Here is a 24,069-nt window from a genome sequence, read left to right as displayed (position 1 = left end):
ATCAAAACGATGAAAATAAGCCGATTAAGAACTGCCTGGATAGTTACTACCTTATTTTTTTATACAGCAATGGTCAGTTTGCGTTCTGTATGCAAATATTATTTCAGTAAACCCACCAGGCCGTGGGTTGATAAAACAATTCATCACTGGATAGATCAATTATTAAATGAAGTTAAAGTGCACTATACAGTGATTAACCCGCATGGTATTCAGCCTGAGCCGGGTAAAGCCACCATCCTTATGTGCAATCATTCCAGTGCTTATGATATCCCTTTAGGATTTAAGGCCTTTCCAGATCATTCCATACGCATGCTTGCAAAGCGCGAACTTTCAAAGGTTCCTCTTCTAGGAAAAGGTATGGTTGCTGCAGAGTTTCCTTTTGTAGACAGGAAAAATCGTTATCAGGCAATTAAAGATTTAGCTTATGCACGAGAACTCATGGAAAGCGGCATTATCATCTGGATTGCGCCTGAAGGAACCCGCTCAAAGGATGGCAAGCTCGCTCCGTTTAAAAAAGGAGCGTTTATTACGGCTATTGAGGCTCAGGCAACAATAATTCCTATCGGAATCAGGGGAGCTTTCGATATTTTGCCTGCCCGAACATTTCAAATTCATTTGAATCAAAAAGCGGAAATTCATATAGGACAGCCTATAGATGCATCTCAATATACCTTAGAAAATAAAGAAGAATTGATAGAGCGAACTTATCAGGCTGTCAAAGAATTGGTTGGGGAAGTTTAGGGTCTGTTGACATTCCTAGAACACGTCGTCCAGATGTGTCCGATCGACGTCGTCCTGAGCGCGTCTTTTTGCGCGAAGGATCTCCACATAATGGCACCATACCGCTTTCAGGAGATCCTTCGCGCAAAAAGACGCGCTCAGGACGACGTGCATTCCCTGAGACAGGTGTAATAACTGCGGCAAGTGTAATAAAAACCCCCAAGAACACTGACCTAATATTTCACCCCATATCCACCAGTCTTTTCCACCACTTTGGCAGCCAGGCCAATACCACGAGGATCAGAAGCTGCTGTTAACAGGTTGGTCTTTTTATCCCAGGTAATGGCTTGCATATCACCGTAATATTGCTCTAAGGGCATTAATTGATAGCCCATTGCCTTCAAGCCTTCCTGAAGAGCCAGGGGTAAAGAATCCGGTTCAAATTGAATCACATCAGGTAAATACTGGTGATGGAAGCGCATAGCCGAAACCATGCTGATGGCACCGTAACCGTCATTAAAAATTAATGATGCGATTAAAACCATGGTCGGTATGCGGCTCCCCCCAGGTGTGCCTAGAACAGCAACTCGTCCGGGTAACTCCAGAAAAGTTGGTGTCATACTGGATAAAGGTCTTTTTCCGGGTGCAATCGCGTTTTTATCGCTACCAACCAGACCAAACACATTTTGCACGCCTGCTTTGGTGGAAAAGTCATCCATTTGATCGTTGAGTAAAACACCAGTCCCCTTTGCCACCACACTGGAACCAAAAATGTAATTCACCGTCATTGTCGCAGCAACCCGATTTCCCTCGCCATCAATAATTGAAAAATGTGTCGTTGTAACCCCTTGCGGTTCCGCAGGTACTCCTTGCAACACTTTACTGGGAATTGCTTTATCAGCAGGAATTAAGCTGCTTAATTGTTTGGCGTTATCAGCAGAAATTAATTTCTCAACCGGAATTTTAACGAAATCCGGATCGCCTAAAAATTGATCTCTTTGCCAGTAGGCCAGGCGCATTGCTTCAACTACATAATGCATCCATTTCAATTTGTTCAAAGCAGACAATTCAAAATTCGATAACACATTGAGCATGGTCAACAAGGCAATGCCACCTGCTGAAGGTGGAGGCGCGGTCACGATTAACATATTATGATAGGCGCCGATCAAAGGCTCCCTCACTTTAATTTTATATTGAGCCAAATCATCCAGAGTCCAAACACCGCCTGCAGCCGTTATTCCCTGCACCAGCCGTAAGGCTGTTTCCCCGGAATAAAATCCTTTTTCACCTTGTTCAGCAATCAAGGTCAGTGTTTTAGCCAAATCAGCCTGAACCAGTAACTCACCCAGAGCATAAGGCTGGCCATCTTTTAAAAAAATGGCTGCGGTGGCTGGAAAACGCCGCAAACTCGCCAATCGGTCATCCATGGTAGAAAAATAGCGGAATTGCTTGTCTACAGGAAACCCGTCTTTCGCCAGTTTAATCGCAGGGGCAAGTGTTTTGCTTAAAGGAAGCTTGCCATAATGTTGTGCGACATAAACCATAGCTGCAGGCTGACCGGGAATAGCGGCAGATAAGCCTCCATTGAGCGATAAACCGGGAATAACATTCCCCTTCGCATCGAGATACATATCCTTTTTTGCCGCTTTGGGAGCGACTTCGCGGCCGTCTATGAAGATATTTTTACGTTCCTTTTCCTGATGCAATAGCCAAAAACCGCCACCACCGATACCGGAATGATAAGGGGCAACGACCGCCAAGGTAGCAGCGACTGCTACAGCTGCATCAAAAGCATTCCCGCCCTCTGCCAGTATTTTTAATCCTGCATTAGTAGCCAGGGGATGAGCGCTGGCAATCGCATAGCCGGGGGGAGTAGAATGAAATGGCTGAATGCTTTCACCAGTCCCCTGTGCATAAGCTCCAGAACATAGCAAAGCAATAACCGCATGTATTAATTTAGTTTTGTATTTCATTTTGTCTCTTACGTAGTTCTTCCTCTACTATTGCGGGAACAAATTGAGAAACATCGCCGTTTAAAGCGGAAATCTCCCGCACCAGAGTCGATGAAATAAACATCAGGTTTTCAGATGGGGTAAGGAATAACGTTTCGACTTTCGTAGAGAGTTTCCGGTTCATTCCTGCCAGTTGAAACTCATAGTCAAAATCAGATACGGCACGCAAGCCCCGTAAAATAATCCCTGCATTTTGCTCCAAAACAAAATCGACTAATAAACTGTCAAATCCAACTACTTTCACTCCTGGTAAATGTCCGACCACATGTTCTAAAAGATGAATTCTTCTTTCCAATGAAAGATAAGGCCGCTTGGCTTTATTAGTGGCAACAGCCACGATTAGCTCAGGAAAAATATTGGATGCACGCGTAATTAAATCAATGTGCCCATTTGTTACGGGATCAAAAGTTCCGGGATAAATTGCTTTATTTTTCATATTTTCTAACACTGATTGCATATGAAAGAAGTCTAGCGTATTGTTAATTGAAAAACTATATTAATGGACCAGAGGTGAGCAATGAATGCAATGAAACGTTTAACAGTTGTCTCTTTTTGTCTCCTGACCGCTTGCGCACCACCGCGCCCTGCGGAAGAATTACCCGTTAATAAAGTAGTCCCCCTGGAAAAGCGCAAGGCAGAAACAGCAACCATTTCTTCCTTTGAAATTAAAGGCGCTATGGCTGCAAAAACCAAGTCTAAAGGCTGGTCAGCTACCATGAACTGGGTACAACAGGGAGCGGGTTCATACCAAATTCGTTTAATGGGTCCTTTAGGCGGTGGCGCTGTAGCGATTAATAAATCAGGCGGTGTAGTGACGTTCAAGGATGGTCCTAAAACTGCAAGCTCCAGTAATGCTGACGAATTACTCTTGAAACAAACAGGAATTCGCCTGCCAGTAAATAATCTTTATTATTGGGTAAGAGGTTTACCAGCTCCTGGTGGCGTTCAATCAGAACAGCACGATCAATTCAATCATTTAACCCAGTTGAAACAAAGTGGTTATACCATTAACTTTACCAAGTATACCTCAGTAAAAGGCATCGACTTGCCTAGCATGATTCGTCTTGAAGGCAATGGGGTTATGGTTAAGGTTGTGATTAAAAACTGGATTGTGTAGCGCTGAGTGATCCTCTCATATTGAGTACCATTCAGAACTATGCAGGATCGCCTTCCCCTCTCCGGGGGAAGGTGCCCGACAGGGCGGATGGGGGGATCAAAAAAGGAGTTTCTATCAAATAGACCCTGTTATTTTAGACCTTTTACCTTAAATAAGTTCTCTTTTTGATCCCCCCACCCACCCTATCGGGCACCCTCCCCCGGAGGTGGAGGGGCTACTTGCGCTGATCATCCTGTTTATTTTACATCTTTTTACGAGATTAAAATTATGAGAGGATCACTCAGAGCGACAACGTAATCAAGGCTACAGTTTGATTAACCTTTACAAGGCTTCTTTGATAATTTCCATGGGCTCAATCAGTGCGAAATTATTAAATCGTCCCCAATAACGGGCAGTTGCCTTAATCATATCGGGTTGTAAATACTGGCGAATATCCTTTTGGCTGGTGTATGCTGCAATCATATTTTGCTTTTTATCTATGAATTTATCGATATTAATAAAAATATTGGGTCTGAAGTCAACCGTGCTTGAAGGCGAAAGATAACAGAAAAAATTAGGGACAGAACGCGCGGCAATAACTGCTGCCTGATAAGTGCTTCTGTGATCCTGATGATTATCAAAAATAGAATGGGTATAGACGTGAGTGGGTTTCACTTTGTTAATTATAGATTCAATAAATTGAATCGTTTCTATGCCATTATCAATCTTTGTATCATAAAAATCACCCAGAAAAAGATTGGCACCTAATAATTGTGCTGCTTTTTGTGCCTCTTTTTTTCTTATCTGAGGATCGCCACCGAAACCACCAAGACTAAGAGTCAGGATATTAATATCACAGCCTTCCGACTTTAATCTGGCGAGCGTTCCACCGCATCCAAATTCCACATCATCAGGATGCGCTCCTATAGCTAAAATCACTTTATTATTTTTGGCTTTTTTATTCTTCGATTCTGCAGCCAATTGCAAAACGCGTTTAACAAATTCTTTTTTATCCAATGGCTTAAAGAATAAACCATCGGCATGGTATTTCATGGCGGTGAGGATAAAATCGACTTTAATGTTTTCTGCAATGATGAGTATGGCAATGGATGGATTAGCCTTTTTTACCATTTGGGTGATATGCAGATCATTTACTTCTGAAAAATTAACGTCAGTAATTACTAAGTCCCATTCTTTAAGCATGGCATACTTTTTGGCGGCCCGATTATCGGTAATGTGTACTACCTCAGCCTTGCCTTTTAGCCATTCAATAATCGTTTTGCCTAATTGAAGATCTGGCTCAATCAGTAATACTTTGTAAATTTTCTTCAATTCTTCTTCCTACTTATCTTTATCAAAAAATAATTTCATCACTTCGCCATTACCCAGTGGAAACGTCGTTTCCTGAGTACGAAACTGCTGCATCCATTTTTTATCAGGGTTAAACCCATAAGTCAGACCCAATTGAAATGCTTTAAAAAATTGCCCATGTCCGACTGCGACCACATATCCTTCCATAGCTAATAATGAGTCATGAAAAGCAGCTACCCTTTGTAAAAAGCCAGCAAATGATTCTGTATCATCACCATCACAATAAAAAGGATCGGCTTTTTGCCAATACTCATTGATTTGTACTCGCCTTTCTTCCTGGCTCAATAAAGCCAGCCTTTGTGGCGATAAATACACAAACTCCTGGATCGCTACGTTTATTATAGCTGTGTCTGGCCATTTATTTATAAAGTATTGGCTTGTTTGCTGCGCACGAATTAACGGCGACACAAGAAACAAATCAGGCTTATGACGCACTTGCTCCGCTATTTTTTCAGCCTGTTCTTTACCTCGTGACGTCAGAACCGTGTCATTAGGATTTATACTCCAGACACCGCGATTTACTTCCGTTTCACCATGACGTACTAACCATAAATTTAAGGGCATAGCTGTTTCCATTCGTCGATTGCAATAAATTGCTCTGTCCAATAGCGGACGACCATTAATTCTTTAAAAGGAAGTAATTTATCGCCCAAATCCTGACCTTGCACATCCTTTATAAGTAATTGAGGAATATCAATGCCCGCTGCCGCCGTCAACGGTAAAGTACCAGGAAAACGTGGATTTATTTCCAGTAATTTGAACTCTCCGGCAGCATTCGCTTTAAATTGCACATTGGCAACATACGCTATTCCTACTGTTTTAATAATGGTTGCTGCCTTTTGCATCAGTTCATGATTATTTTTAGTCTGAGATGCAACAGCAATTCCAGAATCAATTTTCATGCGCAAACGCGGCACGGCTACGATACAGTGACCGGCACTGCTTACATAAGTATCAACAGAATATTCATCGCCAGTAAGCAATTCCTGGATCAGATAACTGCCATCTTTAGGCAATTGAGCCAATTCATGAATGCTGTTGATCACCATGACCCCATTTGAGCCCGAACCAATACGTGGTTTGGCGAAACAGGGAAAATCAAAGTCTGCATGATTCAATTGCTCATCATACAATTTAAAATAAGGAGTAATTCCGGTAGGTTCACAACACTCTAATAATTGGTATTTATCTCTGCACAAATCCAATGCCTGTACCGGACTTAAGGGAACTTTAATTCCTTTTTGGGAAAACTCTTCCTTATGCCGCGCAATTTTTGCTAATTCTGCATCCACAGTTGGGATGAGTAATTCTATATTGCGTTCATTACACGCTTTGAGTAATAAGTTAAGGTATTGAGGATCAGTACCACCGGGTATAATTAATCGATTTTCCGCAGGAACCAGATACAAGCCCGCAGCGCAGGGGTCCATATCCGCCATGAACAGTTCATGCTCCTGCCCCAGACTTTTCCAGACGCTGATTGCGGCAGCCCCTCCGGCACCTGTAATTAAAATTCTCATTGTGACTCCTTAAAATTACTCATCAACTCTGATTTTTCCCGTATTACGCTTCGCTAATACGGGCTAAGAATCAAAATAAAACTCTTTAAACTAAGCCCAATACACCCGCCAACCAGCGGTGATAAAGGTACTGCGATTAAAAAAGTAATGCGAGCATTGAGCAAGTAAAGCCTGGTTTTTAAATACGGGAACTACTAATCGCCCATGAACTTCCCAACTTTCTTGTTCTACTAAATAAGATGGACCAATGTCATAAAAGAAATGATTTAAATATTCCTTACTAAAATCTAATGCATAGGATGAATTAAAACCACCTATTTCCTGAAATGCCCAAAATCCTGTCGCAGTGACATTGAAAGGCCAGGAAGTATAGGCCGTAAAACCTGAGGAAATGAGTTGTGTATTCCATAAATCAGGAAAAATAAGTCTTAAACCGCCAAACCATTCCAGATTGTTCTTTAAAAACAAATTCGCCCCGCCATAAACCCGATTCTCAAAAGGCAAATGGTCATGCTGGCGCGCATCATAACTTAATTGCCAACCGTATTGTTGTGGCACGAGGCGCTGATAACCAAGCAGCAAGCTGTTATTGGGCAACAAGGTTGGGCCTGCGCCAAAATTACTTTCGATTTGTCGGGTATTATGGGTCGCGTAGATATTTAAGCCGTCAGTCGCGTTCAGATTACGAAAATAATTCAGGTTAAATCCGTTAGCCTGTTCAGGCGGTACGCTGTAATCGCCAATGGTAAAATCCAGAACATTTTTAGTCGCCAGATCCAGACGCTGCAAATCATCCTGTACTTGTTTGTTTTTAGGATCAACACGAAGCACCTGGTGGAACAGGCTACGCGCTTTATCAAAATCATAATTGGCCATATAGGTTTCACCCAGCCCGCCTAAAGCCTGTATGTTCCCTGGTGAAGAGGCAAGAATACGTTGATAAAGCTGCAATGCAGGTTGAATTTGGTATGAAAAGCGTAATACTCTCGCCTCACCCAGCAAGGCAGCCTGATTCTTCGGGTTTTTGGCTAAAAGAGAGCGGTACAATGCCAAAGCATTTTTAAAATTTCCCGCCCATTCATAAGTAACAGCCAATTCAAGGACCGGTGTATCCTCATTAGAGTTTTGCATGGCTTTGGTCAGCCATTGAATAGCACTTTGATAATCACCTGATTCTACAGCCAAATGTCGTGCCAGCAGGCCGTGCAACAGCAGATTTGCGGGTGCATCAGGGGTGTTTTTATCACAACGATTCAAAATTGACCTGATTTGCCCTAAAGGCAGGGGAATTTTATTGAGCAACATCAGTCCGGTATCAGCATCACATAAACTCATTCGAGGTGGTAATGTTGCAACCCCAGGGATTTTTGGAGGAATAATATTGCTGTCTTTTAAGCCTTGAATGGCCTCAACATTTTGTGCTTCCAGACTTAAGCTTTGCTGAAAGAATTTTTTAGCATCCTCTTTCTGGTTTTGTGCTAATGCTAACCATCCCATTCCATTTAACACATCAATATCCTTTGGGTTTTTAGCCAAAAGTTGTTGATAGATGGTATTGGCTTGCGCGTATTGTTTCAGAGCTTTAAAGTTTCGCGCCTCACCTAACAAGGCAATCCTGTTCTCCGGTGACTGGCTTAAAATATTTTGATAAACAAGCAAGGCCTTTTGTGGTTGGTTATCCCATTCATAAGTTGTTGCCAATTCAAAACTCGATCGTTGATTGGTCGCAGGAGAAGCCGCTACCGCTTTGTTTAACCAAAAAAGTGCGTTTTTATAGTCTTTGTTTTTTCTTGCTAATAATCCTTGTAAAAGAAAAGTATCCTGATTTTCAATGCCATTTTTAGTGCACTGCTGCAGAATTTCATTAATTTTTGCAGTGGGATCCACAGGTTGATTTAAAAAAATAAAACCCATTGCAGTATCACATAAAATCGGTGGCCCCTGCTGTTGTAATTCAGTGCGTTTAATTTCTTTTAATGCAGCCAAAGCTTCTGAATTTTCTGGTTGAATGGCCAGGGTTTGGTTGAAATAAGTACTTGCTTTGCTTAAATCATTTTGTGCCGCACTAATCCACCCCATGCCATTTAAGGCATCAGCATCTTGCGGATCGTGATCTAAAAATGCCTGGTAGATTTTTGCTGCAGGTTGGTATTGCTTTTCCAAACGCAATATTCTTGCCTCACCCAATAATGCGGCTCTGTTGTACGGATCATTGTTTACTATGAATTGATACGTTTCTAAAGCCTGTTGCCATTGTTTGGCCAACTCATAAGAAGTCGCCAACTCCATTATTATGGACACATTTTGTGGGGCAATCGTTCTCGCTTTTATTAACCATTGTATGGATTCTTCCAATTGGTTATTTTTTCTTGCAAACAAGGCATGCAATAACAAAACGGATGGCGCATTGGGTGAGACTTTGTCACAGGAATTCAAAATCATTTCGATTTGTGCAGCGGAATAATACTGTTTGTTAATTAACTTCAACCCATTTTCAGCATCACACAAAATAACAGGTTCCGCATGAGCAGAAACAAAGAGAAACAGAGATAAGATGCTTAATAATTTCATAAACGATTCAATAAAATAAAAAATAATGCGACCAGAACCAGGCTCATGATTTCCCGGCAAAAGAATTTATATTCACGTTGAATATCACGTTCCAGCGCTTTGTTAAAATCAAAAGGCTTCTCAGGCTGATGATGATTTCTGATTATCCGTTTCGAGGTTACTTTCTCGGTTTTATCCCAGCGAAGATTAGGCCGCTTGATTTCAGCGATATAGGCTGCAAGATTAATGGTGCATAAAAACGGTCCATACCCCACGATAATGAGTAAAAAGTTAGTAATTTTAGTTGAGACACCCATGTACTCCAAACGAAATACCATCCAGGCAAACAACATGCACAGCCCGGCCCAAGACTCCATAAACAGTAAAATATAATCATCCAGAAAATCAGCATTTTTAAGGTCAAAGATCACATTAATGGCATTAAAGAAAAAGTGGGGGTTAATGGAGAATAATAAAATGGATAAAGAAATCAGGCCGGGATAAACAATTCCCTCTTTCCAGGATAATCTGGAAGTACGTTTATCCGAGATAATAGCAAAAATGGTGGTATAAAGATAAACAAAGAGACTGACAGAGATCAGGTAAAAAAACACCTGAGTGGAATGGTTTTTATCTAAAAAATAAAGTCCGACCAAACCAATTGAAGAAACAATCATCATCACTGGGGTGAGCACCACACAAAACCAGATAAGACCAAAAAGATAGCTGCCTAAGCGCGAACTTTTGCCACGAAACCATACACTCCTGAAGGCTTTGGTAATTTGCAGGTTACCACGCGCCCAGCGAAATCGCTGTTTCCACACATCAATAATGGCAGTAGGTTCTTCTGCATAAACGAAGGCATTGCCTTCATAAATCACTTTTTTATCCATTTTTTGAGTAGACAGGGTAGTGTAGGTATCTTCCGCCAAAGTTGATGTATCTATATGACCACCTAAAGACTCTATATTGGCGCGGGTATGCAATTGCGCCCCTCCCGCCAGACAGGCAATCACTCCCATCACATTTTGCGCCCTTCTGGCAATGGATTGCGACACGATGTATTCATAACCTATAGTTCGGGTAATGTAATTGGTACTGCGATTTCCTACTTTAATGTAGGCTGTTACCGCCCCAACCTCAGGATCCTTAAGGTGTCTTGCCATACGCCTTAACGCATCTTTTTTGAATGAAATATCGGCATCAATAAGTAACACCGCTTCAGTCCATGGATCAGCAAGGGCAACATCCAGACCGTAGTTGACTGCATGAGCTTTTCCTTTACCACCACCCTCTTTACGAATATGAAAAACATTTTCCGGGTATTCTTCTTTTTTTCTGGCTAACAGTTCGGGCGTATCATCCGTACTGCCATCATCAATGATGTACAAGCGTAAAGCAGAGAGCGGGTAATCTATTTTTAATAAAATATCGATAGTGTGTTCAAGTACCAGCGCTTCATTCCATGCGGGAATGATAACCGCTACATTAGGGCAATAATCTTCGCATTTTCCATAATGATTCACAAAGGCATGTACTCCAGCCAGGTTGTGCTCTATAAAAAAAGTGATTACCGGTATTACACCGGTGAGCGCCATGCCCAGCAAAATATAATGAATGGTAAGAGCCCACCAATCTTTAGGATCAAAGTCAGAATCACGGTCAGAATGAGGCAAGTTGGCATCCAGCGATGTTTGCGCATCATGAGGTAGTTCGAGGGTTACAGTATCTTTTGCTGCTATGTGTCTGGCGCCCTTGTGCTGGGCATACACTAGTTGACAGGCGATAGAAAAAAATAATCCAAATAATAAAAACAGGGTCCATTTATTTAATTTAATATTTTTTATCACGTTAGAATTAATCATTTATTAAATAAAATAAAGTATTAGTTTTGGAATCTCCATTATCATATTCATCAGGCTTTGAATCTATAGCCTGTTGAAAAAAATGTAATTTTTCTTTTGCCATCATAACAGGCACTATCCCTTTAACCAAAATCCAGAACCAGGCTCGTTCTATAGCCCCAAACTGCCCTGAAATCAATTTTTTTATGGTTGGATGGGCGTTAATTAGCCATTCTTTATTGAGAAGGTAGGAAGTAATGGCGGTAAAAGGCAACATCTGCATACCAAAGGAATAATGTAAACCACAACGATAAGCCTCGGTACATTTAATAAAATAAGCATTTGCATCGACTTTGCTTGCCCATAAATTACCAATGACCTGATTCTCTTTTTTAAATGCCTCGCTATAAACTGGACTGTTAGCCGGGATTTGCCAATAAAGCTGGGCTGATTTTAATTCGCGGGACATGAGAAACTGTGCCCAATTATAGGTAGCGGAGTCATTCGTAGCCTTGGCATACAAAGCCAAAGCATAATACGCATTGACTGCTTCACTACTGGATTGTTCATTTTGCCCGGCAGCATCAGGAGTTAAACCGGATGCCCATGAATGACCCGCGTAATCATCCTGATGGCGCTGATAGGTAAAATAAGGATTATTGGGATCTTTATTGGCATAATCGAGGATGAGAAAATGAATCCATTCTTCAGGGGTAAATGGCTTATCCTGAAGTTTGGTTTTCAACCATTTGAGGTCAAATTTAGCCAGCACCGCAAAAGTATACACCCAATAGCCATAGTGATAATGATGATCATTATAATGTCGTGCGCCATAATTATCTTTACTGGGAATGATCCCTCCCCATGTTTGATCATATTGGAAAAACCAGGAATTTTGTCCTTGCATAAAATCAAGGAGAATCGATTGCGTATGGCTTATCATTTGTTGCCGCAACTCGGACATGCCAAGAAAATCAGCAATGAGAATAAGTCTGGCAATACGAGCCAGGCGTTTACCGGTTAGGTAGGGCCCTTCCTCAGGGAGTTTCTTTTCTTTTAAAAAAATTGCGGCTTCTTCTTCCAAAGCCTGAGCAAGAACATGGCGTTGTTGAGAAGATATATTTTTAGGTTCCAAAAACAGAATGGGAATCAGCGGTAATTCAACATTCCATGTTTGTTGTGCTTGCCCTTGCATTAATCCTTTGATGCCAGAGTATGAAACAGGCTGGGTTTGCATTAATGCATTACGTTGATGAGCAAGAGAAAGCATGAGCGGAGCCTGGTTGTTCTGTGTTTTCCAAGACCAGGAATACATCAGATTTTTATCAGTGGTGAAGTAATTTTGCTGATAATCCAGGGGAATAGTGGCACTGTATTGATCCAGAATGTTGGGATCATTATTTATTCCTCTGGCCGTATCGGCTTGCAACACTAATCTGACCCAACCTGAATAGGCATTTTTTGCCACCAGTTTTTCGCCTGCAGTGCTGGTAGTCCAGGTTAATTCGAGCGGATATTGGGTATAAAGAACCCATGTCTGCGTGTTTGTTTCGTCGAGTTGCAGAAGAATTTGATAACGATTGCTGGCAGGCATGGGAACATCTTGTGCCTGGTTATTAATGCTTAACCATTTATATCGGCTGGTTAATTGCGGCGTAGCCTGCGTAAAAAACTCTGTGAGATATGGTGAACCTTGCACCAGCGGTGCAGCTATTTTTTGTTGGGCTGCATTTTGCCATTTTAAATTGGCAATCAACCCTTTATAAGACTCCAGGCCATATTCAGTCATTGGCTCTAAACTGCCAAGATGAAGCTGGTCTTCGTATTGATAAAAAAGGGCTGAAATCTCAGCATAATTGCGTTCTTTATAAGTGTAGGGTGATGAATAACTTAAGCCTAAACCTTGTGGATTCACTTTTACAATATAGGGTGAGATATTAACCGGCTGGCTATTAGCAAAGAGAAAATTAATAAACCAGGCATTCGTGGGGTAAGGCTTTTTATTATCCAACCAATAGGATGTTGGAGAAAGTTCATTCGTTGTTACAGGAAATACCGTAGCGGGATCGGAGGCAGTACCTCCGACTTTTAAAAACAATAATCCGTACATCAAGGCTATTAATTTACCCACCAGGTCACTCATGTTATTTTTTTCGTTGTCGTAAATAAATGTACAGAGGCACAATGAACACCAATAGATAGATAAAAATTTGTGGGTGGTATTTCACATAGAACCACATATTTTTTGCAGAATTTTTCAGGTAACGCCACACCTGTGTACGAAGGGAAATATATTGGGTGTCCTCGCTGTTGATAGCATGTATCGATTGATCAGAATTGATTAATGCGATATTCCCATCTAATTTTAGCCTTGATTTGTCATTGGTAAATGCTCTTACAGCTCTTGACAAGCTGGCTTCATCCACACCACTAATTAAGAAGACTGCGGTTGTACTGTTCCATGGGGAAGAAACCAACTCCAGTAATCCGGTGAGTTTTTGGCCGCTGAGAACAAGATTTTTTTGCGGTAATGCCAGGCTGCGTCCATCCTTATTGACCAGTGCGAACGGTACATAGTTAAAGGCAAATTTAATCCAGCGATTTTTTGTTGTCCCATAGATAATCACATTGTTATTGCGCACATATTCCTCATCGACGGCAGAACTGTTAACAAAATTAAAGGGAATCACATGGCCACGCATTAATTTACCAAAAGTGAACATCAGTCTGGTCAAATTAGTGATGTCTCTGGCAGAGAGCTCATCCGGCACTATGAGAGTAATTTCACTATTAAAAGGCACTGGCAGCTGATTCAAAGTAGCTTTAGGAAATTCGTTTAAAAACAAAGTATTAAACTCTGTTTCTGAGTGAATGGTTGCCCAAACCTCATCAAGATCTTTGATGGTGCAGGACTCATTTTTGAGATGCAAATTGATTTGATATTCTAAAGTGTTTATTCCAGGTTTCATGGCATCCGGATCAATATCCACTTTCCACGCAGAATGTTCCTTGACCAGATCAAATGAGGATTGCTTTAAGCCATTAACTAAAAGTGTAATTTGCGAACGGTCCAGAGGGTTAAACCCCGGAGCAGTAATGTAGGTTTTCAGTGTCGAATTCACCGGAATAAGATCATTAGGCAGAGGAATAGTGTATATCAATTTGCTTTGGCCTAAACCCGAAACGGTCAGATCCTGATAGCCTAACTCTTTAAAGGTACTTTGATACCAATCCTTCCTGGACGTTGTCTGTGCAGTCTCATTAACATGATCTACTATGACCACCTGACCAGTGGCCATTTGTTTAAACTCAGGCAGGATGAGTGCGTCGATTGCTTTATTAAGTGCCTCATTAGTGTCTCCGCCAATGGTTAATAAACCAAACACTTCGTTGAAAAACGAAGGTTCCAGTTTAAGGAACCCTGCATCAGGAGCCTGCCGGGTCTTGAGGATAGGATCTGCAATAATAGAGGATGCAATTAAATGTTCCGTTGTTCCAATTAAAATAAAATTACGATCCTTTTCTGTATCAGTTAATTCATGAATATTTTTGGTATTCAAATTCATTGCACTATTATCAACCTTGGTTCCCAGATAAAAAGCAAGTTTTAAAGCAGCGAAGATTTCTTGCCGTGATGCTTGTTGCGGTAGCAAAAGCATTGGAGATATCGGATTTAAGCTGATTGGATTAATGAACAGCCCAGGCAATTGATTCAATGTTCCTGAAAATGGGGTGTTTAAGGTGGTTACTGTGATGCTGCTTGCTGGTGAAATATAAATCCATAGATTAGGATTGCATAATTGGTTGTTGTCAGCAAAATAGGCCATGAAATCCAGGGCTTGCCAATCGGTACTCAGTTCACTCAAAGGTAATTCGACATCAAAATTAAACTCCTGGGTAACATCTGCCGGCAAAGCAATCCGACGTAAAACAGTTTGGTTTAATTTTATGTCTAAACGGGTGTTTTCATTGAGCAAGGGCGAAAATTTGGCTTTTAAATGCAAAACAATCTTTTGTGGCCTGGTGTATTTAGCTATGGGCAAATAAAGCGTATGGCCGGGTTTGTAACCGTTCAAAGTAACGGAATTTTCCCAGCCCAAATCTTTAAAGGTGGCATTCATAATGTTCACTGTGCCAATGCTTATCATGTTTGATGCAATCGCAGTGGAATCAGGAGCCGCCGAAGTTGTTTCGACTAAGGTGCAAGACATAAAGGATGAAATCAGCAATAAAGAGATTATTCGACCCGTTATTTTTTTTATTCGATTTATTAAGCGCATAATATTTAATATTAGCCAATTCAATGCCTTATCTAACTTACCATAAGTGAGGTAGTTCGTATATGACCATATGCAACAGGCATTAATCCAGAATTGTAGCCCGGTCTGCTTGCAGCCGGGGTTTCTTTATCCCGGCCGCAAGCAGACCGGGCTACGATTCCCGTGTCTCTTTTCCCTGGCAAACTAAAAATTTGGACTATACTTAAGCATTGGACAATAAGTTAACGTACCAATCACACAATGAGAAGTGAATTTAAAGGAGATTTAAAATGGAAAGTTTAAATAAAAGTAAAGCCAGTAATGACAAAGCCAATGTAGGCGCAGCCGCTGCCGAGCTGTTGAAAGAAAGTAAAAAACTGGCCAATGAACTCTATGAAGAAGGACTGGGTAAAGTAAGCGACGTTGAAGAGAATGTAAAACAATATTCTGACCAACTGCTGAAAAAAGTACAGGAAAATCCACTGACTTCAGTATTAGTTGCCGGCGGAATTGGTTTTCTGTTATCCAAGATTCTGAGCAAGTAATGAAGGTACTTGAAGAAGCTGAAGGGTATGTTTCTGATAAATTAGGCGTCATAAAAAAACTGCTTTCTCTGATGAGAATGGAGGCGCAATTAGCCGGGCTAAGCGTTTACCCATTATTGCTCAATTTATGCGCCTTATTTATCGTATTCATTACCGTATGGCTTTTAGCCATGATTCTGATTGGGTATGGTATCTCCCTGGTTCTGGGTAATCTTTTATTGGTTGTGTTTTGTGTTTTTCTGCTTAATCTGGCTTGTTTACTAGGATTGCTTAAGTACCTGGCCTTTAATTTAAGAAATATGAGCTTTGAAAAAACCAGAAATTACTTTACCCAAAAAGAGAATAATAATTATGACCACCTCGAGAAAACAATTGATCGCAGACATCGCTCTGATGGAAAAGAAATTACAAATCCAGCGCAAAAGGATGGTTGATCATAAAAGATACGTCCTAAATACGATTAATTATAAAGCGGTATTAGTTGTTGCCCTGCTTGTGCCCCTGATTCTCTTCTGGAGCAGGAAAAGCAGCGCCCGCAAATGGCCGGCTGTGATTACAGGACAAATAGTCCAAATAGGTACAGCCGCTGTCTTGGCCTATATTCAAAAACAAGTGATGACCTTGATAAATAAGCCTTAAATCCTTATCCGGCCGACTCTTGGCGTACAATGTTATAAAATTTAATAATTAATTTGCTTTCTAAAGTTGACATCATCAAAAAAGAACTGCAAAATACGCAGCACATCGCAGGGATGAAAGCAGTTGTAATTCAAAGATGATTTAAAGAATCTACAAATTTTTAGGGGTGTCGCCAAGCGGTAAGGCACAGGGTTTTGATCCCTGCATACCTAGGTTCGAATCCTAGCACCCCTGCCATTTTCTTGTTGATTCAACCTGGAAAAACTTGAGTTCAGGTACAAGTAAACAGACGGCAGAAGATACCCTGGAAGGATGCGTTCTTCGTATCGCTCAAATAATAATAATATCTTTCTGGCTGTCTTCTGCTATGTGTTTAAGTTATGCGATTCACTAAAATCTAAAGGCTTTTTACACATGTCCACAATGATGATATTTACAGGGAATGCTAACCCGGAATTAGCACTTAAAATTTCCTCACATTTGCAGCTTCCCATTGGTCAGGCGACCGTTGGCACGTTCAGCGATGGCGAAACCATGGTTGAGATATTGGAAAATGTTCGCGGTAAAGATGTTTTCGTTCTGCAATCAACCTGTGCTCCTTCAAACAATAACCTGATGGAACTGCTCACCATGGCGGATGCCTTGCGACGCTCTTCTGCAGGCAGGATTACTGCTGTAGTGCCTTATTTTGGTTATGCTCGCCAGGACAGACGCGTTCGCTCTGCACGGGTTCCTATCACTGCGAAAGTAGTCGCAGATATGATGGCCTCTGTTGGTATTTGCCGTGTTCTCACTGTAGATTTACACGCGGATCAAATTCAGGGCTTTTTCTATATGCCTGTGGATAACGTATACGCAACACCCATACTGATTGAAGAAATTAAAAAGCAAAATCTGGATAACATCATGGTAGTGTCCCCTGATGTAGGTGGCGTGGTGAGAGCCAGAGCTGTTGCTAAACGGTTGGATGATGCAGAGTTATCTATTATTGATAAACGCCGTAGTGGCCCCAATAAATCAGAAGTGATGCATATTATTGGTGAGCCAGCAGATAAAAACTGTATTATTGTTGACGATATTGTGGATACTGCCGGAACGCTTTGTACTGCCGCACTTGAATTAAAGAGAAATGGGGCAAAAAGCGTGAGAGCATTTATCACCCACCCTGTATTATCAGGCCCAGCAGTGAAAAATATAAGACATTCTTGTCTTGATGAAGTAGTAGTAACAGATACTATCCCCTTATCCTCAGAAGCGCAAAGCTGCGAAAAAATTCGCGTAGTAAGCCTTGCCGATATGCTGGCTCAGGCCATCAAGCGAGTGAATGTAGAAGAATCTGTCAGCTCTATGTTTGCCGAATAAAGCATTCTCCTCATCTGGGATTGACTCCGACATCCCTCGGCTTGTCCGAGGGATCCATGGGTTCAGAGCAGAAACACTGTCCCTGCCAGTATCACTGTTCCGCTTCCTGACGGTCGCGGCTCGGTTTTCCTGCGTTCGTATTGACTTCATCGTGCACCGAAAACCGAGCCGCGACCGTCAGGAAGCGGAATTTTTGTTGCAGCACAGAGCTTGATTGAGACCGGGCTACAAAACCACCTTGACTTGTACAAAAAATACTCTATAACTAAGAGATAGAATACGTGGAGCGATTGTAAACTCTCTATGTTTTTACAACTCTCTAGAGATATCTTGACAGATTACAATTGTGCTCAGTAAAGGAAAGCCTATGATGGATCTGGAACTGTTAGCCTTACATGAACTAGACAGAAATGGAATTATTGTTTATTTGAAACCCAATACTCCAGGTGTAATGACCTCAAAGCTGATTGACGAAATAAGAACTCTTCAGGATTCGATTGCTAAAAAATACATCAACCAGCCTTTTGATACCTATTACGTCATTTGGTATTTACAAGAAGACATCGGTTTTTCCTGTTGTGACCTGGATTTTAGCTATATTCACGACTGCATTAAACAAAATAAAGAAGACAATCTTGAGCGCTATATAGACAGAGTATTTAATTTACTGTTTCTTAACTATATAGGCTTAGGGCTCCCTGTAATTAATTGTTCTATATTAACAAAATACTTATCCGGCTTATCGAAAGAATTCTTTTTGATGAGCAAAATATGTTTTATCTATCAAAGAAATTATAAGTGCTTGAATAAAATAGAACTTTACAATGAAATCTCTAAATTAAGCTTTAAAAAAGAATTGTATGATAAAAATAATTATTATTTTTATAATCCGATCCATGTGTTGCAGATGAAAAATATTATAGAGAATACTCCCTATGAAATACCTGACAATAAAGCAATTAACCTGATAAAAAATGAATTTGATTCCTTGAAAGAAGTTGCACTCTCGAGAATTTATACCCTTGCATCCAAGGATATTCATATTTTAGAGCGATTTAGCAAACGTTCTGTAAGGTAAGAATAATCATTTAAGAGGATGATAGCGACCTGGAGAAAGAATGTTATTAGGATCCAGCGCTTTCTTGATTTTTTCAACTAAATCATAATGCAATGAATCTCTGTACGCTATTAATTTTTGTTTTCCATAGACCGATTAATTTCTATTAAAGTCTCAGATCAATATCGGTTAATTTTAAAATCTAATTAATTATAGACCTGATGAGAGATGATATTTTAGAGTGCAAAAATGATCAAATATTGATCACTTTTGCCTTTTATGGACTATACTTATTTTTATTCTGTTACCAGGTCTGCGGAAGTCATATATCTATAAGTACTCTATAGAGGTGAGGCTATGAAGCAATCAAAGTGTGTTATTGTTAAACCACGAGACTTAACTAACCATCAAAAAGACGATATAGTTACCCTTCATCAGAAATACATCACTCTCAGCCGAAATTGCATACTCGAACTATTAAAGCCACGTGATAAAATTTATTTATATTATCATAAAGATACCAATCAACTTATCGCAACAGTTGGCATACAGTTTGTTCAATGTAAGAATAACATCCTTATATACGTGGGTAATACAGTCGTTGAAGATCAATACAAGCACGAAGGATGTCTACCCCATTCGCTATTTAAGTCCATGGCGTATCTTTTTTTAAAGCATCCATTTAAAAACAAATTCTGGTCCGCCCTTTCTTCCAGTTCAGGTTCGTTTTCATACGCCCAACACCATAAGCCTTGTTGGCCTAGTCCATATGAAACGACCCCTTCGGAAATTACCGATTTAATGGAACATTGCATAAAGGATATTGGTATAACAGAATATCGCATCATTGACGGCAACATTGTTACTTACGATTTGTGTAATAAGATAGAGGGTACATTTCATATAAAAGATAGAAAAGTAAAATCACCTATGTCGCGTTTTTTTTATAAACTAAACCCCAATGCACATCAAGGTGAGCAATTGTTTTTTATAAGTTCATTCAAAATATACAAGATAGTCACTGCTATAATATATTCCCTTCATCATAAATTGATTAAAAATCCAGCGTTGTACCATCGTCTCAAGAAAAGTAAAAATAGAAATCCAGTGGCCAGCTTATTGCTGATCTTTAACAATCTGATTTCCAAAAAAGTAAAATGGATTGCCTCATTATCCGGGGTAGCGATTGTATTCTCTCAGTTTATAGAGTACATACAATGAAATTGTCTAGAGAATGCCCAGCGTGTAGCCCTGCCATTATTCAGTGGATTCGTAGCCCGTATTAGCGGAGCGTAATACGGGAAAGTACCGCTGCGTTCCTGTATTACGCTTCGCTAATACAGGCTACAAAATCATTCTTATTGTATTGTCGCCGTATGAAGAATAACGACATTATTGTCAATGATGACACCGTGATTAGATATAAAGCCGGTATAGTTGGCTTATCGGTGTAATAAATTAAGGATAAAGAAATAAAGGGCGTTAAACCACCAAAAATTGCAAAACCAAAATTATAACTTACGGCAATTCCACTGTACCGGATGTTTGTAGGAAATAACTCACTGAGTAACCTTGGAATAATGCCCGCTGAAAAGCCAAGCAGAATAGCGCTGGCGATAAATGACAGGAAATAAAGCCCTGGATAGGAAACATAAATCAGAAATACAGGATAAGCCAGCAAAGCCGTCATTATCGCTAAAACCATGATTAAGCGTCTCACATTAAATACATCAGTCATGTAACCAAAAAATACCGTTAAAGACGAGCCGCACGCAATGGCTATAGTACGCTCCCAAATATAAGTATTAGCAGGCAAATGCAATACATTAGTAAAATAGGCCGGTATAAATAAGAAAAATGAGGTGATGATAACGGCACATAGTGCTGCCAGAAAAGCCCCTGCAATGACTGAACGAAATTGCTTCCTGAAAACCGTGATTACAGGAAACTTTTCAACGTCATGACCAATAGATAAAAATGAAGAGGATTCATGCAAATCTTTACGTAAAACATAACTTAATAAACCAAATATCCCACCCAGTGCAAACGGGATTCTCCAACCATAAGAGTTCATTTGTGTCTCAGAAAATAAACTAATGATGGAGGCATGTACTACAGATCCTAACACTACTCCTAAAGTCAGCGCACAGAAAATGATGCCGCAGGCCAGGCCTTTATACTCAGTAAATGATTCACTGACATAGGTAATTGCGCCAGGAATTTCTCCGCCGATGGACAGTCCTTGCAAAATGCGGCAAAAGATAACCAGAACAGGAGCTGTGATTCCTATAACGTCGTAGGTTGGGATACAGGCTATGCCTAATGTCGCCAGAGCCATAATTAATATAGACACGGTAAACGTTGCTTTGCGGCCTATACGGTCGCCAAAATGGCCGAATACAATACCCCCTAAAGGTCTTACCAGATAACCAATGGCAAAGGTAGCAAAGGTGATTAATAAACTGGCGAGCTCATTTGAAGCAGGAAAAAAAGCATTGGAGATGTATCCGGCGAACAAGGCAAAGATAATAAAATCATAAAACTCTAAAACGCCACCGAGACTGGAAAGTATTAATAGCTTACGTTGATCTTTGTGCACGGCTTTTTCCTTAAAATGAGCGTTGTGAATTTTATGCTTCAGACAATAAAAAAGGGAGCCAAGCTCCCTTTTTTATTACTGCAATTATTTAATCACGCGTACCAACATATTTGTCATCAAAATAACGGCGTAATTTAGTTCTTAAAGTTCCACGACTAATGCCCAGCATGATAGCAGCACGAGACTGATTGTACTTGCAATGTTCCATGACCGCTCTGAATAAAGGGGTCTCTATTTCTTCAAGCACAAACTGGTATAAGTCAACAGGATCAGTTCCCTTAAGCTCTGAAAAATATTTTTGCACTGAATGAGTTACGCTTTCGGCTAGTGACGCAGTAGTATCGCCTGCATCATTACTGATTGTTGTCATTATTATTAGCTCCTCCTTTTAAAAGCAGTATATTACCGAATTGAGCAATTCGAGACAAGGGTAGAACAAAAAAAACTGCGTTAAAATTCAATATTTAATAATCTGCGCTCTACTTTATTGACATTTGATTTTTATTGGGGAAAGGATAAGCCAAGATGGCTTATCCCTTAATTGAAGTGTGTATCAGAATTTTAACATGGATGGATCAAATGGCTTTCCATTAACAGAAACTTTACCTTGTTCCAGGTTCAGCTCAATAACATAGTCGGAACCATCAATGGTAATAAGGCCAGATTGCTCCAACGCTGCAATTTGCTTGTCAGTTTGCATTGCGGCTAACTGCTCTGTTGTTGGTGGAGTCTGGCTTGCCTGTGGCTGTGTGCTTTGCATTTGCTGAATCAGAGCTTGCTGCATGTCAGGTTGGTTTGACATCTGCTGCATTACTGATTGCTGCATTAATTGTTTTACTACAGCAGTAGGCATCTTCAATTTAGCATTACCCTGAACTTTTTGAATCAGTTCAAACGGGTTTGAGCTGTCACCTTTGGGTAAGGTAATCAGTAAATTACCGTCAATTGTTCCTTCTGGAATTTTAAGGCTAAGTTTTGATATTTCAAACTCAGCACCCTTGCTGAATAATTTAGGTAATTCGGGTAATAATGCCATCATTGCCTGTTGGCGTTGTGCATCACTGCCGTTTTGCATTGCTGTAGCCTGCTCATTTATTTTGGCTAATACATCAGCATCCAGATTTCTCAATGCAATCTCTAACTCACCTGGGCCATAAGACTGACCATTGGCTACTACTGATTTTAATTCAGCATTGAAATGAGTGCTAAACAGGCTGTCTTCGATGTCACTACTTGAACTGAGCAGAAAATCAGTGATTGAAAACATTTTTTGGTCTTTCACAAGAACATCAAAAGAAGGCAAGGTAAAACTTGCTTCGCCTAAAAGCAATCCGGCAGGGGTTTGATGTAAATCGTATTCACTGGTCACTTTACCTAAAGTGATTTTGGTATCATCTTTAGAAATGTTCATGCCATTGATTACAATATCCCCATCCACCTTATCAAGGTTTGAAGTCATTGCTGTAGAACTTTCCATACCCAGCCAGTCAAATTTGCCGTTACCTTCTTTAGCAATTAAATTGAATGAAGGCAGTGATAACTCAACGGTACTGTTATTGAAATAGTTTACAAAAATATTTAAATCCAGCTGAGGTTTTTTGGATTCGGCGGTAAACATGGAATCAAATTGCTGATTATATTGCTCAGGGAAAGGAAATACTGTTTCAGCGTATCCCATACCAAAACGCAATTTGTTATTGGCAAATATAAAAGGACCATGATGAATTACAATGGGCATATCCATCTGGTAATCCTGGGCTGCAACAGTTTGTGATTGACCATTAGCGTCTTTAACGATACGCTCAGGAACATGCAAACGCCATTTCACTTTAGCATCCGAGCTAAACCATCCTCGATTGTATTGCTCGATATCAGCAAAAAGGCCATTAGATTGATTAATAGCTTCTACATTCTTTTTAATCGTTCTTTCTGTCATTATTCCCATGCCATAATATCCGCCCAGGATTAAAACAGCCAGGATAATTACTAATCCTGTAAGTTTTTTCATTATTATCTCCATGTTAGTTTGCAAGCAGCGTTACTCTATTGCAGCAAGTCGCTGCGGAAAGTATAGCAGTAAATCATATAATAGTGTGAAAGAAGATTGAAATTTAAAGGAAAAATCATGATTTGTTGCTTAGTTTGAAGGTGAGTGCAAATAAAAGACAAGATAATAATTGATAGGTCGGCGTTGTCCTGAGCGCATTTTGGTTTTTGCCACGTCAATCCCGGCTGCAAGCAGACCGGGCTACACGCTACGTCGTTCCAGATCTACGTCGTCCTGAGCGCGTCTTTTTGCGCGAAGGATCTCCCGAAATCGGCATGGTGCCAGTATGGGGAGATCCTTCGCGCAAAAAGACGCGCTCAGGACGACGTGGATCTGTTATTGATGGAAGAGTTTTGGATGTAGCACAATGCCGTAGCCCGGTCTGCTTGCAGCCGGGATCGAAGTGGCAAACACCAAGATGGTCGGGCACAACATGCAAAGCATGTAA

General features: G+C 40.5%; 21 protein-coding genes and 1 tRNA gene. 9 read left to right on the top strand and 13 right to left on the bottom strand.

What is annotated here, in order from left to right; all coding sequences use genetic code 11:
• The first annotated feature begins 9 nt into the window (after positions 1 to 9).
• Positions 10 to 741, top strand: a complete 732-nt coding sequence (locus B094_RS0101860; RefSeq protein WP_018576089.1) for a lysophospholipid acyltransferase family protein — start codon at positions 10 to 12, stop codon at positions 739 to 741.
• Positions 742 to 953: 212 nt separating this feature from the next.
• Here B094_RS0101860 and ggt read toward each other — a convergent pair whose 3' ends face one another.
• Both ggt and coaD read right to left on the bottom strand, forming a co-directional pair.
• Positions 954 to 2,693 carry a gamma-glutamyltransferase gene (ggt, locus tag B094_RS0101855; RefSeq protein ID WP_018576088.1) on the bottom strand — a complete coding sequence of 580 codons (1,740 nt, stop codon included), beginning with the start codon at positions 2,691 to 2,693 and terminating at the stop codon, positions 954 to 956.
• Positions 2,677 to 3,189 carry a pantetheine-phosphate adenylyltransferase gene (gene coaD, locus B094_RS0101850; RefSeq protein ID WP_018576087.1) on the bottom strand — a complete coding sequence of 171 codons (513 nt, stop codon included), beginning with the start codon at positions 3,187 to 3,189 and terminating at the stop codon, positions 2,677 to 2,679. Before coaD ends, ggt begins: the two co-directional genes overlap by 17 nt.
• Positions 3,190 to 3,249: 60 nt before the next feature.
• Here coaD and lolB point away from each other — a divergent pair, with 60 nt between their 5' ends.
• Positions 3,250 to 3,849, top strand: a complete 600-nt coding sequence (lolB, locus tag B094_RS0101845; protein ID WP_018576086.1) for a lipoprotein insertase outer membrane protein LolB — start codon at positions 3,250 to 3,252, stop codon at positions 3,847 to 3,849.
• A 321-nt stretch (positions 3,850 to 4,170) separates the two neighbouring features.
• Here the strand turns inward: lolB and B094_RS0101840 are convergent, their stop codons facing one another.
• The 7 genes from B094_RS0101840 to B094_RS0101810 form a co-directional block, all read right to left on the bottom strand.
• Entirely contained in the window at positions 4,171 to 5,160 is a 990-nt protein-coding gene (locus B094_RS0101840; protein WP_018576085.1) for a PIG-L deacetylase family protein, read from the bottom strand.
• 9 nt (positions 5,161 to 5,169) lie between these two features.
• Positions 5,170 to 5,763: a histidine phosphatase family protein gene (locus tag B094_RS0101835; RefSeq protein WP_018576084.1), complete on the bottom strand. Its 594-nt coding sequence runs from the start codon at positions 5,761 to 5,763 to the stop codon at positions 5,170 to 5,172.
• Positions 5,754 to 6,719 carry an ATP-grasp domain-containing protein gene (locus B094_RS0101830; protein ID WP_018576083.1) on the bottom strand — a complete coding sequence of 322 codons (966 nt, stop codon included), beginning with the start codon at positions 6,717 to 6,719 and terminating at the stop codon, positions 5,754 to 5,756. Before B094_RS0101830 ends, B094_RS0101835 begins: the two co-directional genes overlap by 10 nt.
• A gap of 90 nt (positions 6,720 to 6,809) precedes the next feature.
• Complete coding sequence (locus tag B094_RS0101825; RefSeq protein WP_018576082.1) at positions 6,810 to 9,290, bottom strand: tetratricopeptide repeat protein; 2,481 nt, start codon at positions 9,288 to 9,290, stop codon at positions 6,810 to 6,812.
• Positions 9,287 to 11,119, bottom strand: a complete 1,833-nt coding sequence (locus B094_RS15505; protein ID WP_162263943.1) for a glycosyltransferase family 2 protein — start codon at positions 11,117 to 11,119, stop codon at positions 9,287 to 9,289. The genes B094_RS0101825 and B094_RS15505 overlap by 4 nt, the downstream gene beginning before the upstream one ends.
• Before the next feature lie 7 nt (positions 11,120 to 11,126).
• The gene (locus tag B094_RS0101815) at positions 11,127 to 13,256 is read right to left on the bottom strand and encodes a glycosyl hydrolase (RefSeq protein WP_026253836.1); all 2,130 of its coding nucleotides are present in this window, start codon (positions 13,254 to 13,256) and stop codon (positions 11,127 to 11,129) included.
• Position 13,257: 1 nt separating this feature from the next.
• Entirely contained in the window at positions 13,258 to 15,234 is a 1,977-nt protein-coding gene (locus B094_RS0101810; protein WP_018576079.1) for a cellulose biosynthesis cyclic di-GMP-binding regulatory protein BcsB, read from the bottom strand.
• A 1-nt stretch (position 15,235) separates the two neighbouring features.
• Between B094_RS0101810 and B094_RS17415 the strand changes: the two genes are divergently transcribed.
• The 6 genes from B094_RS17415 to B094_RS0101775 all read left to right on the top strand — a co-directional run bounded on the left by B094_RS17415 (position 15,236) and on the right by B094_RS0101775 (position 18,996).
• A complete protein-coding gene (locus B094_RS17415) occupies positions 15,236 to 15,439 on the top strand; it encodes a hypothetical protein (RefSeq protein ID WP_018576078.1) in 204 nt (67 codons plus the stop codon).
• Positions 15,440 to 15,662: 223 nt separating this feature from the next.
• Positions 15,663 to 15,917 (top strand): hypothetical protein, encoded by a 255-nt coding sequence (locus B094_RS0101800; RefSeq protein WP_018576077.1) that lies wholly within the window; start codon positions 15,663 to 15,665, stop codon positions 15,915 to 15,917.
• A complete protein-coding gene (locus B094_RS0101795; RefSeq protein WP_018576076.1) occupies positions 15,917 to 16,351 on the top strand; it encodes a hypothetical protein in 435 nt (144 codons plus the stop codon). The genes B094_RS0101800 and B094_RS0101795 overlap by 1 nt, the downstream gene beginning before the upstream one ends.
• A gap of 367 nt (positions 16,352 to 16,718) precedes the next feature.
• Positions 16,719 to 16,793 (top strand) — tRNA-Gln (locus B094_RS0101785).
• Positions 16,794 to 16,970: 177 nt separating this feature from the next.
• The gene (locus B094_RS0101780; protein ID WP_018576074.1) at positions 16,971 to 17,918 is read left to right on the top strand and encodes a ribose-phosphate pyrophosphokinase; all 948 of its coding nucleotides are present in this window, start codon (positions 16,971 to 16,973) and stop codon (positions 17,916 to 17,918) included.
• 367 nt (positions 17,919 to 18,285) lie between these two features.
• A complete protein-coding gene (locus B094_RS0101775) occupies positions 18,286 to 18,996 on the top strand; it encodes a hypothetical protein (protein WP_018576073.1) in 711 nt (236 codons plus the stop codon).
• A 6-nt stretch (positions 18,997 to 19,002) separates the two neighbouring features.
• Here the strand turns inward: B094_RS0101775 and B094_RS17685 are convergent, their stop codons facing one another.
• Positions 19,003 to 19,107 (bottom strand): FAD-linked oxidase C-terminal domain-containing protein, encoded by a 105-nt coding sequence (locus tag B094_RS17685; protein ID WP_155823499.1) that lies wholly within the window; start codon positions 19,105 to 19,107, stop codon positions 19,003 to 19,005.
• A 225-nt stretch (positions 19,108 to 19,332) separates the two neighbouring features.
• Here B094_RS17685 and B094_RS0101770 point away from each other — a divergent pair, with 225 nt between their 5' ends.
• Positions 19,333 to 20,196, top strand: a complete 864-nt coding sequence (locus B094_RS0101770) for a hypothetical protein (RefSeq protein ID WP_018576072.1) — start codon at positions 19,333 to 19,335, stop codon at positions 20,194 to 20,196.
• A gap of 103 nt (positions 20,197 to 20,299) precedes the next feature.
• Here B094_RS0101770 and B094_RS0101765 read toward each other — a convergent pair whose 3' ends face one another.
• The 3 genes from B094_RS0101765 to B094_RS0101755 form a co-directional block, all read right to left on the bottom strand.
• Positions 20,300 to 21,574 (bottom strand): MFS transporter, encoded by a 1,275-nt coding sequence (locus tag B094_RS0101765; RefSeq protein ID WP_018576071.1) that lies wholly within the window; start codon positions 21,572 to 21,574, stop codon positions 20,300 to 20,302.
• 88 nt (positions 21,575 to 21,662) lie between these two features.
• Positions 21,663 to 21,944, bottom strand: coding sequence for a helix-turn-helix domain-containing protein (locus B094_RS0101760; RefSeq protein WP_018576070.1), 282 nt, complete (start codon positions 21,942 to 21,944; stop codon positions 21,663 to 21,665).
• A gap of 183 nt (positions 21,945 to 22,127) precedes the next feature.
• Entirely contained in the window at positions 22,128 to 23,582 is a 1,455-nt protein-coding gene (locus tag B094_RS0101755) for a YdgA family protein (RefSeq protein ID WP_018576069.1), read from the bottom strand.
• Positions 23,583 to 24,069 lie beyond the last annotated feature (487 nt).

This window comes from Legionella shakespearei DSM 23087 (assembly GCF_000373765.1).
GTDB lineage: Bacteria > Pseudomonadota > Gammaproteobacteria > Legionellales > Legionellaceae > Legionella > Legionella shakespearei.
The sequence above is the reverse complement of the archived record's forward strand: the minus strand, read 5'-3'. Positions and strand labels throughout refer to the sequence as shown.